Source organism: Legionella brunensis (assembly GCF_001467025.1).
GTDB classification, from domain to species: Bacteria; Pseudomonadota; Gammaproteobacteria; order Legionellales; family Legionellaceae; genus Tatlockia; species Tatlockia brunensis.
In genome coordinates, this window is the sequence record NZ_LNXV01000004.1 from 187,496 (window position 1) to 209,253 (window position 21,758).

Here is a 21,758-nt window from a genome sequence, read left to right on the forward strand (position 1 = left end):
GTTCATCCCTAATTTGACGTGTTAGCAAATTCGCGGTAATTGCTCACCCACAAGCCAATCCATAATACGTAGTCCACCTAGCTTCGTACGCAGCTGCACAAAATGCCCGGGATCCTCAACTACTTCACCAATGACAGCCGCATGCCGCCCTTTTGGGTGAACACGCATGGTCATCAATAATTTATTTGCATCTTCAGCAGCGCATATCGCTAAAAGCTTCCCCTCATTTGCCACATATAAAGCATCAAGACCTAATAACTCGCAGGCACTGGCCACTTCAGTGCGAATTGGGATACTTTTCTCATTAATAATAAATCCGACCTCTGATTGGCTTGCCCACTCATTTAGAACTGTTGCAACACCCCCTCGCGTTGGGTCTCGAAGACAATGAATGTCAGGTACAGCTGCAATCATATGACTAACTAAATCATCTAATGCCGTTGTATCTGATTGAACTGTCGTAGCAAATTGTAGATTATTGCGTTGGGATAAAACAGCAACTCCATGATCGCCAATATAACCACTGACAATAACCTGATCACCTGGTTTTGCTCTATTTCCTGAAATGTGAATACCCTTAGGAACAACTCCAAGTCCTGTAGTACTAATAAAAACACCATCCCCTTTCCCACGCTCAACAACTTTAGTGTCCCCCGCGATAATTGCAACATTAGCTTCTTTCGCAGCATTTGCCATGGACGTCACAATTTTTTTCAAATCAGCAAAGGGAAACCCTTCTTCCAAAATAAAACTCGCTGATAGGTACAATGGTTTTGCTCCGGCCATAGCGATGTCATTGACTGTTCCATGTACTGCCAAAGAGCCAATGTCCCCTCCTGGAAAAAATAGGGGAGAAATCACATGGGCATCCGTAGCCATCACTAAACAACCTGCATCAACATGAAAACAAGCCTGATCATTTTTTTGTGCCAACCAAGGATTATTAAATGCTGCTAAAAAAAGCTGCTCAATCAGTTGCGCCATAGCGCGACCACCGCTGCCATGGCTTAAATCGATACAGCCATTTTTTATGTTAATTTTCGGCCCTAAAGATTTTTTAATAATTGCTTCTGTTATCATAGACTTCCTCGATCGTAAGCATACACTGCTGCACAAGCACCCTCCGAAGAAACCATACAGGCTCCCAAGGGGTTCTGTGGGGTGCAAACTTTCGCAAACAGTTTGCAATCCTGAGGTTTTTTTATTCCTCGTAAGATAGCACCACAATCACATTGTTTATGTTCTACTCCTTGGGTCTTTGGAAGTTTAAAGCGTCTTTCGGCGTCAAATTCTCTATAAGCTGATTTAATTTGCCAGGCGCTTTTTGGAATTTGTCCAAGCCCTCGCCATTCGAAACTTGAGCGCAACGCCAACACTTCCGTCATGAGATCTTGTGTCATTACATTGCCATCACGCGTCACTGCACGTGTATACTGAATTTCAACTTGACTTTGTTTTTTATTAATTTGCTCTATTAGCATTAAGATAGCATGCAAGACATCGAGTGGTTCAAACCCTGCAATAACAATAGGCTTTTGATATTTTCGACTCACTGCTTCATAAGCTTGGCTACCTATTACAATACTGACATGTGCAGGCCCCACAAAACCATCTAAGTTGCAACCAATATCATCTTGGGTCCGTAAAATACTGTCCATTGCAACCGGCGTTAGGACGTGATTACAAAAAACAGTAAAATTTGGCAATTTTAATTGCTTTGCTCGCTTTATGGCATAAGCAGTAGGAGGTGTTGTCGTTTCAAAACCAATCGCAAAAAAAACCACTTCCTTTTGGGGATTAAGCTGGGCAATATGTAGCGCATCATCGACGGAATAAATCATCCGTACATCAGCCCCTCTTGCTTTGGCTTGCAATAAACTGCATTGATTTGAGCCTGGTACACGCAACATATCACCATAACTGCAAAAAATAACTTCAGGTAAATTCGCCAGGAAGATTGCTTGATCAATACGAGCAATTGGTAATACACAAACAGGACATCCTGGCCCATGAATCATTTCAACATTATCTGGCAATAAACGAGGTAACCCATATCGATGAATAGTATGAGTATGACCACCACAAAATTCCATTAATCGATAATAACGTGAGCGGATAGCAGCATCTGCGATTTTTTTTGCTAATGTCTTTGCAAAGTCAGCATTGCGGAAGTCATCAATGTATTTCATATTCACTTCCCTTGTCTCATATCAGCAAACAAAGACAGGGTTTTCTTAGCCTCCTTTTCGTTTAATTTGGTTAAAGCATAGCCAACATGAAGAATAACATAATCACCTTCAGAAACTTGCTCTAACAAGGCTGTTGAAATCTCCTTTTCAATCCCACCAAGATTTACAATAGCTCTTTTTTCATCAAGCAGTTTAGTCACTTGGACAGGTAACGCTAAACACATAAGGCATTCCTTATTGAATTATTCCCAGCGACCCATGCTTGACCTAACGATATCCCCCCATCGCTGGGGGGTAACCTCAATGGGAAATACACCTTTAATCCACAATCCATTAATCGTTTGGATAACCCTTCAGCAAGCACCTGATTTAAAAAACATCCCCCACTTAACAAAACAATTTTGATGGCTGTTTTTTTTGCTTGGGATAAAAGCCAATCTGTCAAACCAGCTATTAATGTACCGTGGAAAAGGTTAGCTCCTGCAATGGGCGCAATATCGAGTAGATGGTTAAACAGAGGTAACAAATTGAATTGATTTTGCCTGATAATCCACCCCTTAGGCAAAATAGTAGGCTTAGTGACCAAACTTTCCAATTGCATAGCCACTTGTCCTTCATACTGAGAAGTGGAACTAACGCCTAACAAGGCGCTCGCTGCATCAAACCAACGACCACAACTACTAGTCATAGGGAATTTAAAGTTATTTTCCAGCAGAGTAGCCACCAAAGATGCATGAGTTTTATCAGAGAATCGTTTAGCTATCTCTCCATTTTTCCCTAGAAGTTGTAAAACTGCAGCAGCCATTCGCCAAGGTTCGCGAGAAGCAACATCCCCTCCTGGCTGAGGTATAGGATAAAAATGACCTAGTCTCTTAAAACTATCTTTCTCCAAAAGGCATAACTCCCCACCCCAGGCTTGCCCATCTGAACCATAACCATAGCCATCTAAAGCCAGCCCCAAGGCCGGCTCTAAAAGATGATGCTCCGCTGCAACAGCAGCTAGGTGAGCCTGATGATGCTGTACAGGGAAAACCGGAATATTGTATTCATTAGCTAGCCACGATGTATAAAAATCAGGATGCAAATCACAAGCAATCCGTTCAATTTTTACATCCAAAAAACGTATCCAGTGAGCAAGGGATTCGTGAAAAAATTCAATAGTCGCTTTGTTGGTTAAACTCCCAATATGTTGCGAGATAAAAGCTTCATTTCCTCTTGTTATACAAAATGTATTTTTTAGATGCCCACCCAAAGCAAGTGTTGTGGGAATAGCATAAGGTAATCGAATACTTTCTGGTGAGAACCCTCGCGCACGCCTTACATACATAGGCTTATCGTTAGTAAGTTTAATAACCGAATCATCAACACGAGCAATAATTTTACGATTATAAGTAACAATTAAATCAGCAATAGCAGATAACTCTTTGTGGGCCTCTTCGTCGTTTATCAGTAAGGGATTACCTGCAAGATTCGCACTAGTTGCAATTAACACTTGAGGCTGGATGTTATCTAACCAATCGCAACCGTCAGGAGATCCAATTAGAGTATTAAAAATTAAATAATGTAATGGCGTTGAAGGTAACATCACCCCCAAAAACGCTAAACCTGGCGCAATTAACTGGGGCAAGACATTCTCTTTTTTTCTCAGTAATACAATTGGCCGCGATTGACTTAGCAAATTTTTTTTTGCATGGATACTCACATCAACCAAGCTCTCTGCGCTTTCACTGTTTACAACCATTAATGCAAACGGCTTTGCTTCACGATTTTTTCGCTGTCTCAATTTTAAGACAGCATCCTCATTTCTCGCATTGCATAATAATTGATAACCTCCCATGCCCTTCAAAGCAACAATTTTACCTTCAAGTAAAGCTTGCGAAATTGTTTCAATAGAGGTTGAAAGTCGTGGGCCACATGCTGCACATGCAGTGGGTTGGGCATGGTAACGACGATTAGTTGGAAGAGAATAGTCTTTATAACAAGCACAACAAAGAGGGAATTCATCCATTGCTGTTTGACATCGATCATAGGGAAGATTTCGAGTAATAGTAAATCTTGGTCCACAATTTGTACAATTTAAGAAAGGGTAGCGATAATACCGACTTCGAGGCTCGAATAATTCATTTAAGCAATCATTACATATGCTTGTATCTGGTGAAATAATACTGCGAATGACCCCACTATTGCTGGCTCTGATTAGAAAAATAGTTTCATCCTCAACCAAAGCAATGGCTTTTGATTGTATATCATCGATTTTCGCCAATGGAGGCAAAGCAATAACAAGCTCCGATAAAAAAATAGCTGCAGCTAAACCTTGAACCTCTATCAAAACACCCAATGCATTATTCTGTACCCACCCTGTTAGCTTGAGTTTTCGGGCAATACGATAAACATGTGGACGAAATCCAACACCTTGCACCTGCCCTCTAATTAGAATTTGTATTCTTTCCATACAGTTTAAAATTGTCTCATCGCCAACCACTCATACCATGACATAAGGCCTTCGCCTGTACGCGCCGAAAGACTACACGCCTCCACTGAAGGATTAATCCTTCTTGCATAATCAAGACATTTATATACATCAAACTCAACATAAGGGAGTAAGTCTGTTTTGGTTAAAATCAGTAAATCAGCTTTACGAAACATCTCCGGATATTTTAATGGTTTATTATCCCCCTCTGTTACTGAGAGAATAACAATCCGGTAGGTTTCACCTAAATCAAATAAAGCAGGACAAACCAAATTACCTACATTTTCGATAAAGAGAATATTACCTTCTTGCAATACTAAAGTTTCTAGAGAATGTCCGACCATATGAGCATCTAAATGACAAACTTTACCCGTATTTATTTGGATAGCCTGGGCCCCAGTGGATTTGATTTTCTCAGCATCATAATCCGTTTGCTGATCCCCCACGACAACTGCAATGCTTATCTGATTTTTTAAATCCGAAATAGTCCTGACTAGAAGAGTTGTTTTTCCTGAGCCGGGACTTGACATGAGATTAATTGCAATAATTTTATTTTTCAAAAAAGTATGACGATTAGCTAAAGCAAATTGATCATTTTTAGAGAGTAAATCTTGTTCAACCTGAACCATTTTACTGGATGCATGATGGTGGTGGTGTGCAATCAAGGTACTCTCACTATTGTGATGAGATAAATTATCCTCTTCTGAGCAACCGCATAACCCACACATTAGTCAACCTCCATGGATTTAACTCGCAATTCTTCACCTTGAATTACTTTTAATAAAAAACGGCCACAAATTTCACAACCATCATAATAATGCTTAAGCCTAACAGTTTTTCGACAAAAGTCACAGACTGCCTTTCCTTCTATAGTAATGATTTCTAAAGAGGCATCTTCAGCAATGCTCCCAACCGCCGCAATATTAAAGCCAAATTTTAATGCGTTTTCGTCAATTGCTGTTAATTGCCCTACCTCCAGATAAATTTTTTTTACTCGCTGGCATTTAATTTCAGAAACATATTTGTTAATAATTTCTAGGATAGAGCGGCAAAAAGATAACTCGTGCATAAAATTTATATCTCCTTAAATTATTTGGGAGTTGTTTAAGTTATCTAACTCATACAAGATTAAATATAAAACAAGAGGAAATCTCTATTAATATCGCAATCCATTCTTCGTTGCTGTTAATTGTTATGGTATTTGGGCTAGGGGTTCGTCATGGATTTGATCTCGATCACCTAGCAACTATTGACTCCATTACAAGAACATTAAAAGCCAATAGCCATCTGTCAAAACGAGTAGGCTTTTTATTTTCACTCGGGCATGGCATAGTAGTTATTCTAACAAGTTTGTTAATTAGTAATGGTTTTTTTCATGCAGCACTCCCGTTATGGCTTGAGAGTTTTGGTAATTGGGTATCCATAGTTTTTTTATTTATTTTTGGCTTCCTTACGTTATGGAATCTATCATCGAATGCCCCCACCTATAACTATTCAATCAGAAAGATCCCCTTTATTGGACACTCAAGACCATACAACTCTTTTTTAATTATATTAGTGGGGGCATTATTTGCCTTTTCTTTTGATACGTTCACACAAGTCGTTTTATTTTCGATTTCATTGTCTGGGCAAGTAAAATGGTATTTTTCTATTATTCTGGGAATAACATTTATGTCTGGAATGATGACCTCAGATGGCTTAAATGGACTTCTTGTTGCCTCATTAATACGATGCGCCGATAAATCTTCAATGACTATTGCACGTTTGATTGGCCTCTTAATTGCTGGTTTTAGCTTAATACTGGGTTTACAAGAGCTTCTTAAACAACTTGTAAACACAAAATTTTAGTTTTGAGCCATATAATGAATAGCTTGAATTAGAGCTTCATCAGAGCAATTTTTATCGGGTATACTTGCTTCGTTACATAATCCACCATGATGCATTAATCCTTTACCAAGCTTCACACTATATAACAAGTAATCTATTGCTGTTTTAAAACGAGCCGGATGCCTCTTCGCTTCTATCGATGCATGCTTAAATCTAATATTCCATGCTTTTTTATCAAAAGCAGCAGGAGCTTTTATCGCCTTTGCCAATTTGGGCGCATGGCAATTTTGACAGGCAATTTCATACGTGGTTCTACCCAAATCATCAGCCGATACAACGGTGCTTACTACACATAATAAAATAACCCATACAATTTTCATGTTGTCCTCTTATTTTTATGTTGTCCCATTACTTTTTTATATATCAGAAAATGTAGGATTTACTGTTATATTTGCTGTTAAGGCATTAGCGACTAAACAATTATTATGGACCTCTGCAAAAAGCTGGCTCACAATCCTCTTATCAGGTCTATTTTCCTGGCCAAACGCAATTACAGGCCGAAGAATCACTTCAGTAATTGCCTGTTTATCTTTCACTGTCCCTAAAAGACATGTTGCATTATCACGATAACTATCTACGATAAATCCTTTCTTAGCCGTGATAGCTAGAAAAGTAAGAAGATAACAACTTGAAACAGCAGCTGCCAAAAGCTCCTCTGGCGTATGAAATTGTGGATCTCGTATAAAATCAGGCGATGAACTTACTTCAATCTTTGGTCCACCATAAAAAAATACCGTATGTGCTCGATTATAAGTTTTATAATCGAAATCTTCTGTTTCACGTTTCCATGCAAGATGAATATTATATTCAGACATCATTACAATCCTTATAATTACTTATCTAGATTTAAAATAATTATTTGTATTTTATTCTTTTAGTTGAGTACCACTGCCTTAAATTTAAATTTAATAATGGGATAGTTTTTGAGGAAAATCAATTAATGATATATGTCTATTCGATCGTGTATAATAATGCATAATTGAAACCGAGAATTAGTTTAGAACAATAGTTTTACAGCAATTTGCATTGTTGGATCGTTAATAGCATTTTTTATTGAAAAACCAAGGTTTTTTACTAAAGTAAGCATTGACATGTTGGAGGTCATAATTATTCCCTCCATCTTTTTTATGTTTTTTGTTCTAGCAGCATCCATTAAGTATGTCAGTAAATGACTCCCTATCCCCTTATTTTGCCATTGATCAGCTACAACTAAAGCAAATTCACAGGATTGAGAATCAGGCTTGGTAATGTAGCGTGCAATCCCAATAATAGAATCTTGCGTGTTATTTTTGATAACAGCGACCATTGCCATTTCTCGATCGTAATCTATCTGTGTGGTTCTCTTTAGCATTTCTGGAGTTAATTCTTGTAAAGCCCCCATAAAACGAAAGCGTTTTGCTTCTGCCGAAAGATGACGGACAAAATCCTGCTCCAATATCGCATCCTCGGGGTGAATCGGTCGTACAATCACCGTTGTGCCATCGATTAAGTGCCACTTTGAGATTAAGCGAGTAGGATAAGGATGGATAGCTAAATGGGCGTAAGGAATTGTTGATTTCTCAAAGTTGATAACTATACGTGCATCCACTGCTATAATTTCTTTCTCATTAACAATTAAAGGATTAATATCCATTTCTTGAATTTGTGGTAACTCACATACCATTTCCGAAACACGTAATAGCAAGTCTTCTATTGCTTTTAAATTTACTGCCGGTTTATTCCGAAACTCCCCCAGAAGTTTGGTGATGCGAGTTCGCGCGATTAGATTTTTTACCAGATACTGGTTTAAAGGCGGTAAAGCAATAGCCCGATCTTGCATAATTTCGACAAGACTTCCACCCGCTCCAAAATTAATTGTGGGACCAAAAACAGGATCTTGGATTACACCAATCATAAGTTCCCTATCATTAGGCGTTTTATACATCTGCTCCACCGTAACGCCTATTATATGAGCATCAGGTTTCATTTTCTTAGCATTCGAAGTCAATTGATTAAAAAACTCACAGACCGCCTCAGCGTTAGTAATACTTAATTGCACTCCACCAACATCTTGTTTGTGAGTAATATTGGGCGAATAAATTTTCATGACAACTGGAAAGCCAATAGATTCAGCGGCAATTAGGGCTTCGGCCGCTGTTTGTGCGATAAAAGTAGGAGTAATAGGAATGCCAAAAGCTTTTAATATGGCCTTTGACTCCATCGTGGTTATTATTTTACGATGTTCTCTTGCCGCATTTTCTATGATTAACTGAGCCCCTGCAACATCAGCTTGACTCTGATAAATAATTGGCTCTGGAACTTGAAGCAATAATTGTTGGTTATGATAATAATCCGACAAATAGGAAAAAGCCCCCACTGCCGTTTCTGGAGTAGTAAATGATGGTATCTTATGTTTTGAAAATAGGGACCACGATGATTTGACCTGCTCCTTTCCCATCCAACATACCAAAATCGGTTTATCCGTTTTTTGGCTTAACTCAACCATTTGTTTCGCCACTTTGAGTGGCTGAGCAATAGAAACTGGCACAAGTATGACTAATAATCCATCACAATTTTCATCATCCAAGCAAGCATCAACAACCTTATAATAACGTTCGGGCGTAGCATCCCCTAAAATATCGATAGGATTATGGTGAGACCAATGCTTAGGTAACAATGAATTTAAATACGATAAGGTATTGTCAGTTAGGGAAGATAATCGAATATTTAAATCGGAAGTACAATCTGCGGCCATCACACCAGCACCGCCTCCATTAGTTATGATCATAAGCCGATCACCTTTAACGCGACGGTTTGATGCGAATACCTCAGCAGCAGAAAATAATTCTTTTATACTTATTACCCTAACCACGCCAGCACGACGTAAGGCAGCATCAAAAACATCGTCAGTGCCAATCATTGCCCCAGTGTGAGAGATAGCTGCTTGCGAACCCTGGGAATTTCGTCCAGCTTTAATCGCAATGACAGGCTTCAAACGAGCGGCCGCTCGTAATCCACTCATAAATCGCCGAGCATGCCGAATACCTTCGATGTAAAGCAAAATGCAGTCTGTTTGAGGATCTAGTGCTAAATAATCAAGTACTTCACCAAAATCAATATCGGCACTATTCCCCATCGATATTACAGTAGAGAAACCAATTTTCTCCTCAAAAGCCCAGTCTAATATTGCGGCACAAAGTGCTCCTGATTGAGAAACAAAGGCTAAATTACCTGGTAAAATTGGGCTATTTTCAAACGTTGCATTTAATCCAATACAGGGACGCATAACGCCTAAGCAATTGGGACCAATAAACCGAATTTGGAATTGTCGAGCCAGCTCTATAATTTTTTGCTCTAACTCTCTACCTTCTTCTGTCTCACCAAAACCCGCTGAAAGAATAACTGCATGATGTATATTTTTTTCCGCACACTGAGTCATCACCTCAGGAACAGCTGCAGCAGGAGTAACAATAATCACAAGATCAACAGACTGATTGATTTCTTTGATGGAAGAAAAACAAGGTATGTCTTGAATTCTTTTATGGTTGGGGTTAACTGGAAACAAAATACCGGAAAAATGAGCAAGTAAATTATTAAATACCTTAGCGCCCACAGAAAAAGGGCTCTCACTAGCGCCTATTACAGCAATTGAGTGAGGATTAAATAGCTTATCTAGATAGTTTATTTCCATAAAGCTCATCATTTGCTCAAATGACTCTCTTGATTTTATCCTTTCCGACCTGAAAAAACCTCACCTACCTGTCGGACACATAGCACCGAAATAGACAAACAATCTCATTCACCCAAGCACCATTCCCCTATGTTACAGATCACAATAGCTCGAGTATTTATATTAGAATTACGTCCAGAAGCAAAAATTGAATTCTTTTTATTTTTCGATTACCTAGGGAATCATGGAGGATAATTTCCATGTTAACAAGAAGTTTTTTTGAGTACCTGGATTTTAAATTTGAAAAGGTGCTCTCATCTCTGTAGCATCCTTTAGCTATTAAAGAAACCCATTACTTATCCTATTTGATCACCGAGGACAAGGACTACTCATTTTAATCCACATGACTTCCAAACTAATAGCCTCACTACTCAACATTTTGCTTTTTTTAAGCTATTCTCTTTGCCGGTACTATGATTAATAAATTTATTGATTTCAGGAATAATTACCTTGCGGAATTTGCTCCCATTAAATAATCCATAATGCCCTACTCCAGCAGCCAGATAATATTTTTTCATCGAATTGGGAAGATTCTTACATAAGTCAATGACCGATTTTGTTTGTCCAAGACCAGTAATATCATCTCGCTCACCTTCAATAATCAAAAGAGACGTATTCTTTATATCCTGTAAGCGTATATCTTTTCCTTTTGATTTATACCGTCCCTTAGTAAGTAACTGCTCCTGAAAAACAGTATTAATCGTTTGCATGTAGAATTCAGCAGTCAAATCCATTGTTGAAAAATATTCTATGTAGAACTGAATAATTTTAAACGCTTCTTTTCGTTTATTTTCAGCATAATTATTAATAGCATTTTTAAGGGACTCTATATGCCTTTGCATATTCATGCTCATGAAACCAGAAAGTTGCATAAATCCCGGATAAACAAGCCTCATAGCCCCAGGAAAACGGGCAGGGACCATCGAAATCACATTTTGTTTGAACCAATCATCCCCCCTGGAAACAGCCAGCTCATCGACTGCAGTAGGTGATTGACTGGTATCAATAGGTCCACCTATCAAAATTGCACAATTAGGTATTTTGGGGTCGTTGTCCGTCGACATTAATGCCAATGCAGCTAATACTGGCACCGTGGGCTGACAAACTGCCATCACATTAAGATTAGATCCTAATAATTTGAAATAAGAAATGAGGTACTCAATAAAACCATCTAAATCAAATCCGCCTTCTGTTAATGGGACATCTCGGGCATTTTTCCAGTCAGTAATGTACACATCATAGAAAGGCAATAAACCTTTAACAGTATCTCTTAGTAAGGTTGCGTAATGACCTGACATCGGCGCAACCACCAGCATTTTGGGGAAGGTACCCTCTTTCACCCCTCTTTTTCTAAATTGTACTAAATCACAAAAACTGTTTCGCTCAACAATTTCTTCTCTAATGTCGTAATAATCATCGCCTATTTTGACATCCATAATATTGAATTTTGGTTTTTCATAGATGTCTGTAATCATGTGATATACATAAAAATACCCCGTCAAACCGCGATAAAACTTAATCGGAGTTTGTATCAAATTTTTATAGATTTCATTTTGCATGTCAGAAAGAAATGGATTACTCATGGGTAAGTTCATCGTGTCAGCTATCCGCTGGAAACGCTTTGAGAGTGTCAGGCAATAATCCGAATAGGGTTGAATAGCCCTCATCGTTAAATCATACCAATTATAAAGTGAACGATTATCCAGTGGATTGTGCAGCATGGTGATGTCCTTATTCTTAGCGCAACCTAACTTACGATTAGTATAGGTCATTTCAGAATTTTTTCTTTTCCCTATCTTACCTGAACAGTTTATAGTTAAGCTATCCAGATCAAACACCCTATTTCTCATGTCGCAAATTGATGATCTTTTTTCAATCCTTAAAGAACAACTTAAACTACAAGGACTAACTTATAAAGAACTTGCTAAAAGATTAGGTTTATCTGAAGCCAGTGTAAAACGGTTATTTAGCCAAAAAGACATTAACTTGCACCGACTGGAAACAATTTGTGAATGTATAGGGCTTAGCTTGTCTGAAGCATTTGAGCTCTTACAAAAAAGAAACAAACCCATCATGCATTTAACTGTAACGCAGGAAGAAGAACTTATTAGCAATAAAATGTTACTGCTGGTCGCCATTTGTATCCTCAACCATTGGGCATTCAGCGATATTTTGCATTTTTATAATCTCTCAGAACATGACTTGATTAGGCAATGTGCCCGTCTTGACCAAATGAAAATCATTGAACTGCAACCAGCTAATCGTTTTAAACGCCTGATTCATGCCGATTTTCATTGGATTGCGGGGGGGCCTATTCAACGGTTCTTTCAAGAAACGGTACAAAATGATTTTTTTACCTGCCATTTTGACAAACCGGATCAATTATTTTTAGTTCGTAGTGGAATGTTAAGTGAACAAGACAATCTAAAATTCCAACAAGCCTTGCAAAAAGTTGCCGATCAATTTGTACAAACCTGTCGCGATACCGTTGATATCGACATTGATAAACGCCATGGGACAGCATTAGTTGTAGCCATGCGCCCATGGGTTCCTCATATTTTTGATGATTTAAAAAGAATCTGATACTGTCATCACCAACTGCTTTGCTGATTGATAATCTAACTTGCCATTTCCAAGCTTTGGCAACTCTTCTACTTGTTTAATCTTTTTAGGCAGCATCAATTTCGGTAAATCAGAAGTCATGAGTGTTTTCATTAACTCAGTAGCTGATAAGAGCGCTGAATACACTAGTGCCAATTGCTCACCTTTTTTATCATCAGGTACTGCAACCGCCATCACTGCAGCGTTCTCCTCTTTAATCAATTGCTGCCATTGTTCTTCTAGCTGAGCCAAACTCACCATTTCACCACCAATTTTGGCAAATCGTGAATACCTATCAACAATGGTTAGATAACCATCGCTATCCAAACGTCCTTTATCACCCGTTTTGTACCAGATAAAATCGCCCTCTTCTATTAATACCTCTTGTGATTTTTCCGGCATATTAAGATAGCCTTTCATTATTTGAGTACCGCCGATGAGAACTAATCCCTCTTCACCAACAGGTAAATCCTCTAAAGTAAGAGGGTCCACAACTCTGAATGCACAACCGGGCAAAGGCAAACCTACTGTACCAGGTTTATTAGCGGTATGAATATGCCAATCTTCTGCCGATAAGACATCAGGTAGATTGCAGCTTGCAACCGGTGCTACTTCCGTTGCCCCATAGCCTTCATAAATTTCCAGATTAAATTTGCGCTTAAACTCTTGATAGATTTTGGGTGACAATTTTTCAGCACCGGCAACGACCATACGTAAGGGAGACAACATCATAGGATGGATCGCATTGTTTCGTGCATACAACCCTAAGAAAGTTGAGGTACCACAGAGTAAAGTAACTTTGTGACGAAAAATGAGTTTAGCAATTGCCAATGAATTGGTTGGATCTGGATAACACACCACGGGAATACTCTTTAGCAAAGGTAATAAAGTAGTCACTGTTAGACCAAAAGCATGGAATAAAGGTAAGCAATTAAGTATGATGTCTTTTTCTTCCACACCAAAAACACTGGCTACCTGATTGACATTGCTAAGCAGATTACGATGAGTCAATTCTATTCCTTTGGGTTTTCCTTCACTGCCACTGCTGAATAAAATAGCTGCCGTATTGTTAATATCTGACTCTTTGATAAAAAGTAGCTTCAACAACCAGAGCGGTAAGAGTTTTGTCAAAACTAAATTTGCCACTATCGAGAGCTTATTCTGCTGCGGCTGAAAATCCTCTAAATACATAATAGATGTTGAAGAAAGCAAAGTTTCAAGCTCTATGCCACGCGATTTTATTTTTTCAACAAACAGACGAGAAGTAATAACTGTCTCAATCGATGCTTGCTGTTTGGCCAAGGTCAATAATGCATCCCCTGTTGTATAATTTAGATTTACAATCGTTTTACCTAAACATAACAAACTAAGATTGGCAATAATTCCACCGGAACTTGCCGGTAAAAGAATCCCCACATTCTGTTTATTTTTAACCCAAGGTTTTAGTTTTTTATTAAAAAATAAAACCAATGCTAACAATTTGCTATTTGTTAGAGTGGCTCCATTTTCACTAATGATGGCTGGTACATGCCCCATTTTTTTTGCTTTGTATAACCACTCGGCTTGAATGCTCCCTAACTCGTTGGTTGATAACTTCCAAGACTTAATCGATAACTCCCTTACTTTTTGTTGAACGATTTGAGCCTTGCTATCAATACCCATCACTTCGCCGTAAATTACGCTGACTCGTCGATTATTAGACTGGATTAGCTTTTTGTAATACCCTGATGCATAAGAAGCTTTAGCCCCCCACAAACCATGAATGTAAAACGGTACAATAACTGCTTTAGCACCTTCGGCTGCTCGCTCAAAACCGGTACGAAATGCTCCTAATTGACCATTTCTACTTAATCGCCCCTCTGGAAATAAAGCGACCACATCTCCAGCATTCAAAGCTGCATTGATTTCACGTAATGAATCGTGACTTGCCCCTCGAGCAATAGGAATTACCTTAAATTTTTTAAGTAGCCAATTCAAATACCAGGTTTCATAAATAGAGCGCTCCATGACAAAGCGAATTGGTCGCGGACATGCAATTTGTAAAATGGCCCAATCGATAAAACTGACATGATTTCCCAACAACAATACACCACCTGTGGAAGGCAAGTTATCCAGTTGATAAACACTCAAGCGATAAAATTTTGAGGCCACAAAATATATTAAATAACGAATTAATGATTGCGGTAAGGTAATAAGCGTGTAGATAGCTCCGGCCAAAGTAATCACAAACAAGCCATATAACAAGATTAGGCTGTCCATACCAATAAAGCTAAAAAAGACAGTCAACCCCAAAAATCCAATCATAAAGCAGTTTTGCATAAAGTTATTAGCAGAGAGTATTTTCCCGAGTGCTTGTCGCGGTGCATTAAATTGAATAAGAGAGTTTAACGGAACAATTAACATGCCCCCGAAAAAGCCATAGCCAAGAAAAAGCAACACGATCCCCACTTGGCTAGAAGTGGATGGCAGAAGAAATAGTCCCAAAGAAATCCCGGCGGTAGCAACAGGTAATAACCCTGTCTCGACAAAACCTTTCGATACCTTACCTGCATATAGGGCTCCCAATAAAATGCCAATTCCGCCCATAGCCAATGAGCCTTGAGCAAAAATAACACTAATATTACCGATATGCTCTTTTAGGTATGCACCGTAGCTTGCAAGAAGAACCTGGTTAACTGCCCAAAATATTGATAAGCCAATCATGCAGGTAAAGATCACATGGTTTTTGTTGGCTTTGTGCAGATAGCTTTTTAAATAATACCCACGAAAATAATTCGCAGGCTCATAATGTGATTTGGGATCAGCGGCCTCTTTTTGCGGTAAACGGAAAGTCATTAGTGTTTCCAACAAAGAAAACACGATTAATAAAAAACCTGCTGGCGCAAAGGCTTGCAAGAGGAGTGATTTATCATTGCTTTGTTGCAATCCTGCAGCCGTAATGAAATAGCTAAAGATATAAGTAAAAATGAACGTTGCAGCTAATATAGAGACAATAGCAAGCGTCTGAACAATAGCATTGGCTTGCGATAAATGCTCCTTTCCAAAGATTTCTTTGATATAGCCATACTTCGCCGGCGAATTGAGCGCACTTTGAATCGCGAGTAACAAGGTGAGTAAAAATGCTCCCCAAAAATAACCTTGGTAATAACACCAAGTAATGAGCAAAGTCATCGGAATTGCTACTGCAGCGGTTATTCTTAAGACTTGTGCTTTAGGAAACTTATCGGCTAAAAATCCGGAAGGAGTAAATAATAAGATATAGGGTAGAAGAATTAAGGCATTGATAATTGCTGATAGAATGGTATAGGCCGTTCCTGTTGATGTCTGATAAAGAGCATCCTGAATTAAAATTTTGTGTCCTAAATCAATAAAAGTATTAAAAAATACCACCATCATGTAGGGGTAAAAACCCTTTACTCGGGTTAATCTCATATTGCACTCCAATTTAACTTCATACCTACAGAGTACAACCAATAATTTAGGAATAGAACTTTTGCCTGCGAAGTAACATTTTTATAAAAATTTAGTATCACCATTTGATACTTTTAGTCTTAATAAAGAATATCTTCTCATTCCTTCTTAAAACTCTTGATCTGATTTAGGTCTGATAATTAATAAATTCGCATCGAAAGTTGTCACACCTAACATAATTGAATTGATTAAGCGATGACTACTAACTTTATAATAGTTATCGTGTGACAATGGATTCTCTTTATGTGGATCTGCAACTATGACATGTTTTTGCTCTTCATCATAGCCACACAACACCACAAAATGCCCGCAAATTGTACCTCGAATATCATCAAAGACTGCTTTTCCTTGCTCATACAACTCTCGCGCACAGCGGTATAGATAAGTAGCATTCAATCCAGTAATGATTGGAACTTTTTGATCAAAATAGAGTTTAAGGACCTGAGTTTCTAAACTTTTAAAATAGACTTGCCCCCCCAGAGACAGATAAGTCAAATAAGCCTTACTGACCTGTTGCAGACCAGGATCTAACTTATAATGCATTTGTGTTTCAATTTTTTTATACAGCATAGCAGGATTTGCCTTGCCATTTGTAAACCATGTAGGATCAAAAATAGTCAAGTTATTAATATAAATAACTACATCAAACCCTTTTGATAAAGCATGGTTTCCTAGTAATGGGGCTAGTGTACCTCCATATAAGCTTCGTTCCACTTCAGAAACAACGCTTTCCAAAGAAGTATCCATACCATAATATTTATACACTGCATGAAGACTAGTAGGACCACAGGTTTCATCATCAGGTTGGGTGTGAATTGAAAGATTAAGCATACCCCCCCTAACATCTGGTGCAAAAATACACACTGAGAATCCAGCCATCTACTAGTTAATATTTAGATTACGCAGACTTTGTTGTCAAAGTTACAAATTAATAGGTAGTTTTTCCATTGTTAATGTTTAAAACGGAAAAGCAACAAAGTAACATTTTATGAAAATTTGGTATCATTTTTTTTCAACTATACCCCTCACCTCTTCGTATTGTCATACGGAAAAATGCAATAATCATCAACCCTACAGCGATAAAAACTGCGGCCAAAATAATGCTGTAGAATGGCAAAAATCCAATAGCAGTTATATTCAATATCACTGCCAGCCATGGTACTAACATAGGAACGCGAAATAGTTGTGCACTCGTCTTTCTATTTCTCTCTTTCAACTTAACTTTGATTAAAGCGACACTACTGAATGAAAATACAGTCAAAATAACCGCGCTAGTTGAGCCAGCAAGCCCTTTCAATGAACCGAATGAGGCTAATCCAAGAACCAGCGGAAATATTAGTAAAATAGCAACATAAGGTGTGTGATAACCACGGTGAATGGTTTGTAAAAATTTTGGAAGAAGATTGACTTTGGACATGCCATAAAGCAAGCGGGATGCAGTAATGTAATTGACTAGAGTACTATTAGAAACAGCAAAAATAGCAATGACCGAAAATAGAGAAATCGGCATCTCAGGATAAGACTTGCTAACCACCTCTAGTAAGGGTGAGTTAGATTGATTCAGTTCGCTCATAGGAACAATTGCAGTGCTTACCCAACTCACACCCAAATATAGAAGTCCAGCAATCCCAAGCGAGTAAAGTATCCCTCGTGGCAAATTTTTTTCAGGTTTCTTTACTTCCTCTGCAACATTAGCAAGATCTTCAAACCCTATGAATGCAAAAAACGCAAGTGCCGCCCCGTGAAGTACATCTCCAACCCCAGGCATGCTCTCTGGTGGAGTAACAATAGGCTGATTATTTGTTTTTAACAAATACAAGCAACCAAAGGCCAATACCATGAGTAAACCACTCACTTCTACAGCAGTACTTATAATGTTGGTTATCGATGATTGCTTAATTCCGCGTACATTAATTAAAAGCAAAATACTTAAAAATCCGGCAATACCGAGCCAATTAGGCATCATAAATCCTAAAGCTCTAAGGTATCCTATAAATGCCTGTGACAACGTCGACATAGAGAGAATCGTCGCGCTAAACAGAAGAAAACCTACTAATATTGACAACCACTCTTGACCAAAGGCTTCTTGAATAAAAATAGAAACGCCACCACTTTTGGGAAAACGACTGCAAAGTTCACTGTAGCTAAGTGCAGTCAGAAATACCACAGACATCGCTATTGTGAATGACAACCAAGCCAATGGACCAGCATGACCTGCAATTTTTCCTATTAGAGCGTAAACCCCGGCACCCAGTATATCGCCCACGCCATAAGTAATTAAGGCACCTAAACTAAGGGCTCGTATTAGACCATTCTTAGATTGCATGTTATTTGAATTTCCTACTCTACTATTTAAATATCCAATCGTTTATTCGACAGCATAAATGATTTATCTGTCGCTATACTTCCATTTAATGCATTTTTAGTTTTTTGCTAACTCTGCGTTTTTTCCTTTGCTTATTCAAGATAATTACCTTTCATACTCAAGATTTGTTGAAATAGATTTTTACTTATTTTAAGTTTGTATTTTTCTTCTAAGTGCTTACGCGCTACTGCTACAGGAACATCTAGCATATTATCTTTTTTAAGAAACGCTAAAATGTCTTCTGTAACAGCCCATTGATAAATCAACCACTTCCATTTGATTTGATGTCTTGCAGTAAAATCTGCTTTAAATATTGTTGTCGATTTTTCATGAAGTACTGCTATTTTTAATAATGATGGTTGTAAAGTTTGTAGGTATTCATGAGCCGCCTTTAATGTGTACCCTGTGTCATTAACGTCATCAATCATTAATACCTTTTTACCTTTGATTGGAATATTAACGGGAGCCGTGATTACAATTCTTTCTTTTTGTTTGGCCCCACTCCCATAATGTGTGATTTGTACAGCGCCTAGAACTCGAATGTTCAAAAAATCACAAATAAAACGTGCTGCTGGAAATCCTCCTCTTGCAATAGCAACGACCGTGTCAAATTGATAAGATGATTTTTTGATCAAATCACCCAGGATTCTCTTGTGAGTCCTTTTATCAATTTAATATATAATTAATCAAAGAGACTCCTTACTGTAGCAAAAACAGAAAAGCCTTTACCTTCTCATAAAGGGATATTTATGAAAACAATACTATTAAACTTTTTTTCGGAATTACGAGCAAGCTATTGGTATACTCCTCTACTCATGTGTGTAGTTTCTTTATTGCTATCTATTTTAACATTACGCCTGGACTACTTATTTGATTGGCATTGGCTAGAACGATGGGGCTGGTTTCATGCAAGTAATCCTGAGGGGGCTCGAACTATTTTATCCTCAATTGCCACCTCTATGATTACTGTAGCAGGAGTTACTTTTTCTATGACAATTGTGGCAGTAGCTTTTGCTGGAAGCCAGATAGGTCCCCGTCTCACTACAAATTTTATGAGGGATAGAGCAAATCAAATCACACTCGGGACTTTTATTGCCACCTTTTTATTCTGTCTATTTATTTTACTGGCTCTTTTTAACGCAAATAAAAATGGTACTCCACAAGCCGATGAATTAGTTTTTATCCCGCAGATATCGCTACTTGTTGCTATTCTCCTCACTCTAATCAGTATCTTCGTTTTGATTTATTTTATTCATCATATTCCTGAAAGTATTAATATGTCCAATGTAGTTGCTCAAGTAGGGGAAGAACTAAATCGCCAAATAAACTCCCAATTTCCCATGAATATAGGTAAAGAAAATGCTAATCTATCAATAGACTTATCTCAAAATAGTCTAAAAAAAACGAGTGTAATTTCCCCCAACCAAGGGTATATTCGCATTTTAGACGGAAACTCTCTTATTGATATCGCCACAAAAAATGATTTAATTGTTCAGTTAGAAGTTAGACCTGGAGATTATATAACTGAAGACTCAACACTATTAGTTATTTATTCGTCTCAAACAATTGACGACTCCGTCTCTAAACAATGTATGGATGCATTCGCATTAGGTCATAAACGTAATCAGGAGCAAGACACGCTCTTTCTTGTAGATGAAATCGTTGAAATTATAGCTCGGGCGTTATCACCTGGCATTAACGATCCGTTCACCGCGATGAATTGCTTAGATTGGCTGCAATCGAGCATACAAAAATTATCAAAAGTCAATCAGCCTTCTGCATATCGGTGTGATATAAAGGATAAATTACGATTGATTACAAAGCCAATTACGTTTCCAGAATTTTGTGACCTTGTATTTAGCAGAGTTCAACCTTATATATGTAGAGATAGAAATGCGACATTGCATATGATGAAAATGATTGTATCGATACATAAAAACATAACGAATCAACAACATAAAATTATTTTAATACCTCATGCAACATTGCTAAAAGATGCGGCAAACGCGAGCCTTTCTATTGAAGAAGATCGTAAAAAGCTTTTAAGCTTGTATGAAGAACATTTTCTTAATTAAAAGAATGAGTATATGAAAGATACTTAAGTTATCGTCGAGCATGCGTGACTGAAGACAAGGGTGTTGTTGCTCTACCATCGAAGACACGACTTTGTGATAAATGGTACCAATAAGTTAAACTCTGCCAAACGAGCATTTAGAGATTTGCGAGCGACACGAACAAAGCGAAAACAAATCCCTGATGAGTTGGGGAAGCAAGTCAAGAAGTATTAGGTAAGTATTCCCCTTCAAAAATCCATCAGGACATAGACACTATCCATGTCAGGAAAAATTGCTTCAAGACATACTTTGTTCCACCATAAAATCAAAACTGGAAAAATTAAAGTGCAGATTTTCCTAGATGAGGCTAGTAGTTCTCTGAGTTATTCCATCTATGCTGATCCAAAATCATGATATCCGCATATTTTCGCGAATGTATTCCTTATTCTTTATCGTTTGAAGAAGTAATTTAATCGAATTTATTTTCGAATAAAAAAAGATTTGTTAAAACAATCCGCAGAATCAAATTATTACACACAATTGAGGTACATTTTACTTATGATCAAAAATTGAACTTGTTTACTAAAATCACTTCTGAGATCGCGATTAATGAAATTTTAACTCGAGCCAAAACAGAAACTTTGACAGCTGTTAACGCAATAATCTCGAAAAACTCAGTAAGATTTTGCTCTATTCAATAAAGATTTATATCATAATGGCTCATCATCGGACTAAATCTTTTTCGAAAGGTTACCATTATGAAATCCCAGAAATGAGTGTTTATACGTTGAAATATGCAAAGAGATCACACATTTAATCAGTTGAATACTCGTCCTTTATAGTCTATAAATGGTTAATAAAACAACCACTGTACATAGAAGTAATAAAAATCTATGAGTAGCAACATACTGAATAAGCACTTGAATGAGAGTGTTCATCTAACTGTGTCACCTCATTGATTATCTAAGTCTCAGGTTCATACGGTCTTCAAAATAAATATGAAGCTGAGACG

Annotated in this window: 17 protein-coding genes; 3 read left to right on the plus strand and 14 right to left on the minus strand. The window is 37.8% G+C overall.

All coding sequences use genetic code 11. From position 1 onward, the window contains the following. Nucleotides 1-21 precede the first annotated feature (21 nt). From hypE to hypA, 6 genes are read right to left on the minus strand one after another with little or no spacing between them, the layout of a single operon-like run. Nucleotides 22-1,080, minus strand: coding sequence for a hydrogenase expression/formation protein HypE (hypE, locus tag Lbru_RS02490; protein ID WP_058440604.1), 1,059 nt, complete (start codon nt 1,078-1,080; stop codon nt 22-24). Next, complete coding sequence (gene hypD, locus Lbru_RS02495) at nt 1,077-2,189, minus strand: hydrogenase formation protein HypD (protein WP_058440605.1); 1,113 nt, start codon at nt 2,187-2,189, stop codon at nt 1,077-1,079. The genes hypE and hypD overlap by 4 nt, the downstream gene beginning before the upstream one ends. 2 nt (nt 2,190-2,191) lie before the next feature. After that, nucleotides 2,192-2,413: a HypC/HybG/HupF family hydrogenase formation chaperone gene (locus Lbru_RS02500; RefSeq protein ID WP_058440606.1), complete on the minus strand. Its 222-nt coding sequence runs from the start codon at nt 2,411-2,413 to the stop codon at nt 2,192-2,194. Continuing rightward, complete coding sequence (gene hypF / locus Lbru_RS02505; RefSeq protein WP_058440607.1) at nt 2,404-4,641, minus strand: carbamoyltransferase HypF; 2,238 nt, start codon at nt 4,639-4,641, stop codon at nt 2,404-2,406. The genes Lbru_RS02500 and hypF overlap by 10 nt, the downstream gene beginning before the upstream one ends. A gap of 5 nt (nt 4,642-4,646) precedes the next feature. Next, a complete protein-coding gene (gene hypB / locus Lbru_RS02510) occupies nt 4,647-5,387 on the minus strand; it encodes a hydrogenase nickel incorporation protein HypB (RefSeq protein ID WP_058440608.1) in 741 nt (246 codons plus the stop codon). Then, nucleotides 5,387-5,728 carry a hydrogenase maturation nickel metallochaperone HypA gene (gene hypA, locus Lbru_RS02515; protein ID WP_058440609.1) on the minus strand — a complete coding sequence of 114 codons (342 nt, stop codon included), beginning with the start codon at nt 5,726-5,728 and terminating at the stop codon, nt 5,387-5,389. Before hypA ends, hypB begins: the two co-directional genes overlap by 1 nt. A 125-nt stretch (nt 5,729-5,853) precedes the next feature. On the opposite strand from hypA, the gene Lbru_RS02520 reads away from it, so the two are divergent. Then, a complete protein-coding gene (locus Lbru_RS02520) occupies nt 5,854-6,507 on the plus strand; it encodes a HoxN/HupN/NixA family nickel/cobalt transporter (RefSeq protein ID WP_058440856.1) in 654 nt (217 codons plus the stop codon). On the opposite strand, the gene Lbru_RS02525 is transcribed toward Lbru_RS02520, so the two are convergent. The 4 genes from Lbru_RS02525 to phaZ form a co-directional block, all read right to left on the minus strand. Then, nucleotides 6,504-6,866 carry a c-type cytochrome gene (locus tag Lbru_RS02525; protein WP_058440610.1) on the minus strand — a complete coding sequence of 121 codons (363 nt, stop codon included), beginning with the start codon at nt 6,864-6,866 and terminating at the stop codon, nt 6,504-6,506. The genes Lbru_RS02520 and Lbru_RS02525 overlap by 4 nt on opposite strands. A 36-nt stretch (nt 6,867-6,902) precedes the next feature. Beyond that, nucleotides 6,903-7,364 (minus strand): OsmC family protein, encoded by a 462-nt coding sequence (locus Lbru_RS02530; RefSeq protein ID WP_083500798.1) that lies wholly within the window; start codon nt 7,362-7,364, stop codon nt 6,903-6,905. Between the two features lie 179 nt (nt 7,365-7,543). Further along, nucleotides 7,544-10,216 (minus strand): bifunctional acetate--CoA ligase family protein/GNAT family N-acetyltransferase, encoded by a 2,673-nt coding sequence (locus Lbru_RS02535; RefSeq protein WP_058440857.1) that lies wholly within the window; start codon nt 10,214-10,216, stop codon nt 7,544-7,546. Between the two features lie 410 nt (nt 10,217-10,626). Further along, a complete protein-coding gene (gene phaZ, locus Lbru_RS02540; RefSeq protein ID WP_238583808.1) occupies nt 10,627-12,027 on the minus strand; it encodes a polyhydroxyalkanoate depolymerase in 1,401 nt (466 codons plus the stop codon). A gap of 76 nt (nt 12,028-12,103) precedes the next feature. Between phaZ and Lbru_RS02545 the strand changes: the two genes are divergently transcribed. Continuing rightward, nucleotides 12,104-12,838 (plus strand): helix-turn-helix domain-containing protein, encoded by a 735-nt coding sequence (locus tag Lbru_RS02545; protein ID WP_058440612.1) that lies wholly within the window; start codon nt 12,104-12,106, stop codon nt 12,836-12,838. On the opposite strand, the gene Lbru_RS02550 is transcribed toward Lbru_RS02545, so the two are convergent. The 4 genes from Lbru_RS02550 to Lbru_RS02565 form a co-directional block, all read right to left on the minus strand. Then, nucleotides 12,824-16,288: an acyl-[ACP]--phospholipid O-acyltransferase gene (locus Lbru_RS02550; protein WP_058440613.1), complete on the minus strand. Its 3,465-nt coding sequence runs from the start codon at nt 16,286-16,288 to the stop codon at nt 12,824-12,826. The two genes, Lbru_RS02545 and Lbru_RS02550, sit on opposite strands and share 15 nt — an antisense overlap. 147 nt (nt 16,289-16,435) lie before the next feature. Then, entirely contained in the window at nt 16,436-17,158 is a 723-nt protein-coding gene (locus Lbru_RS02555) for a C39 family peptidase (protein WP_058440614.1), read from the minus strand. A 181-nt stretch (nt 17,159-17,339) separates the two neighbouring features. Further along, nucleotides 17,340-18,653 (minus strand): APC family permease, encoded by a 1,314-nt coding sequence (locus tag Lbru_RS02560; protein ID WP_058440615.1) that lies wholly within the window; start codon nt 18,651-18,653, stop codon nt 17,340-17,342. A 131-nt stretch (nt 18,654-18,784) separates the two neighbouring features. Further along, nucleotides 18,785-19,363 (minus strand): phosphoribosyltransferase family protein, encoded by a 579-nt coding sequence (locus tag Lbru_RS02565; RefSeq protein ID WP_083500799.1) that lies wholly within the window; start codon nt 19,361-19,363, stop codon nt 18,785-18,787. A 78-nt stretch (nt 19,364-19,441) separates the two neighbouring features. On the opposite strand from Lbru_RS02565, the gene Lbru_RS02570 reads away from it, so the two are divergent. Then, entirely contained in the window at nt 19,442-20,767 is a 1,326-nt protein-coding gene (locus Lbru_RS02570) for a DUF2254 domain-containing protein (protein ID WP_058440617.1), read from the plus strand. Nucleotides 20,768-21,758 lie beyond the last annotated feature (991 nt).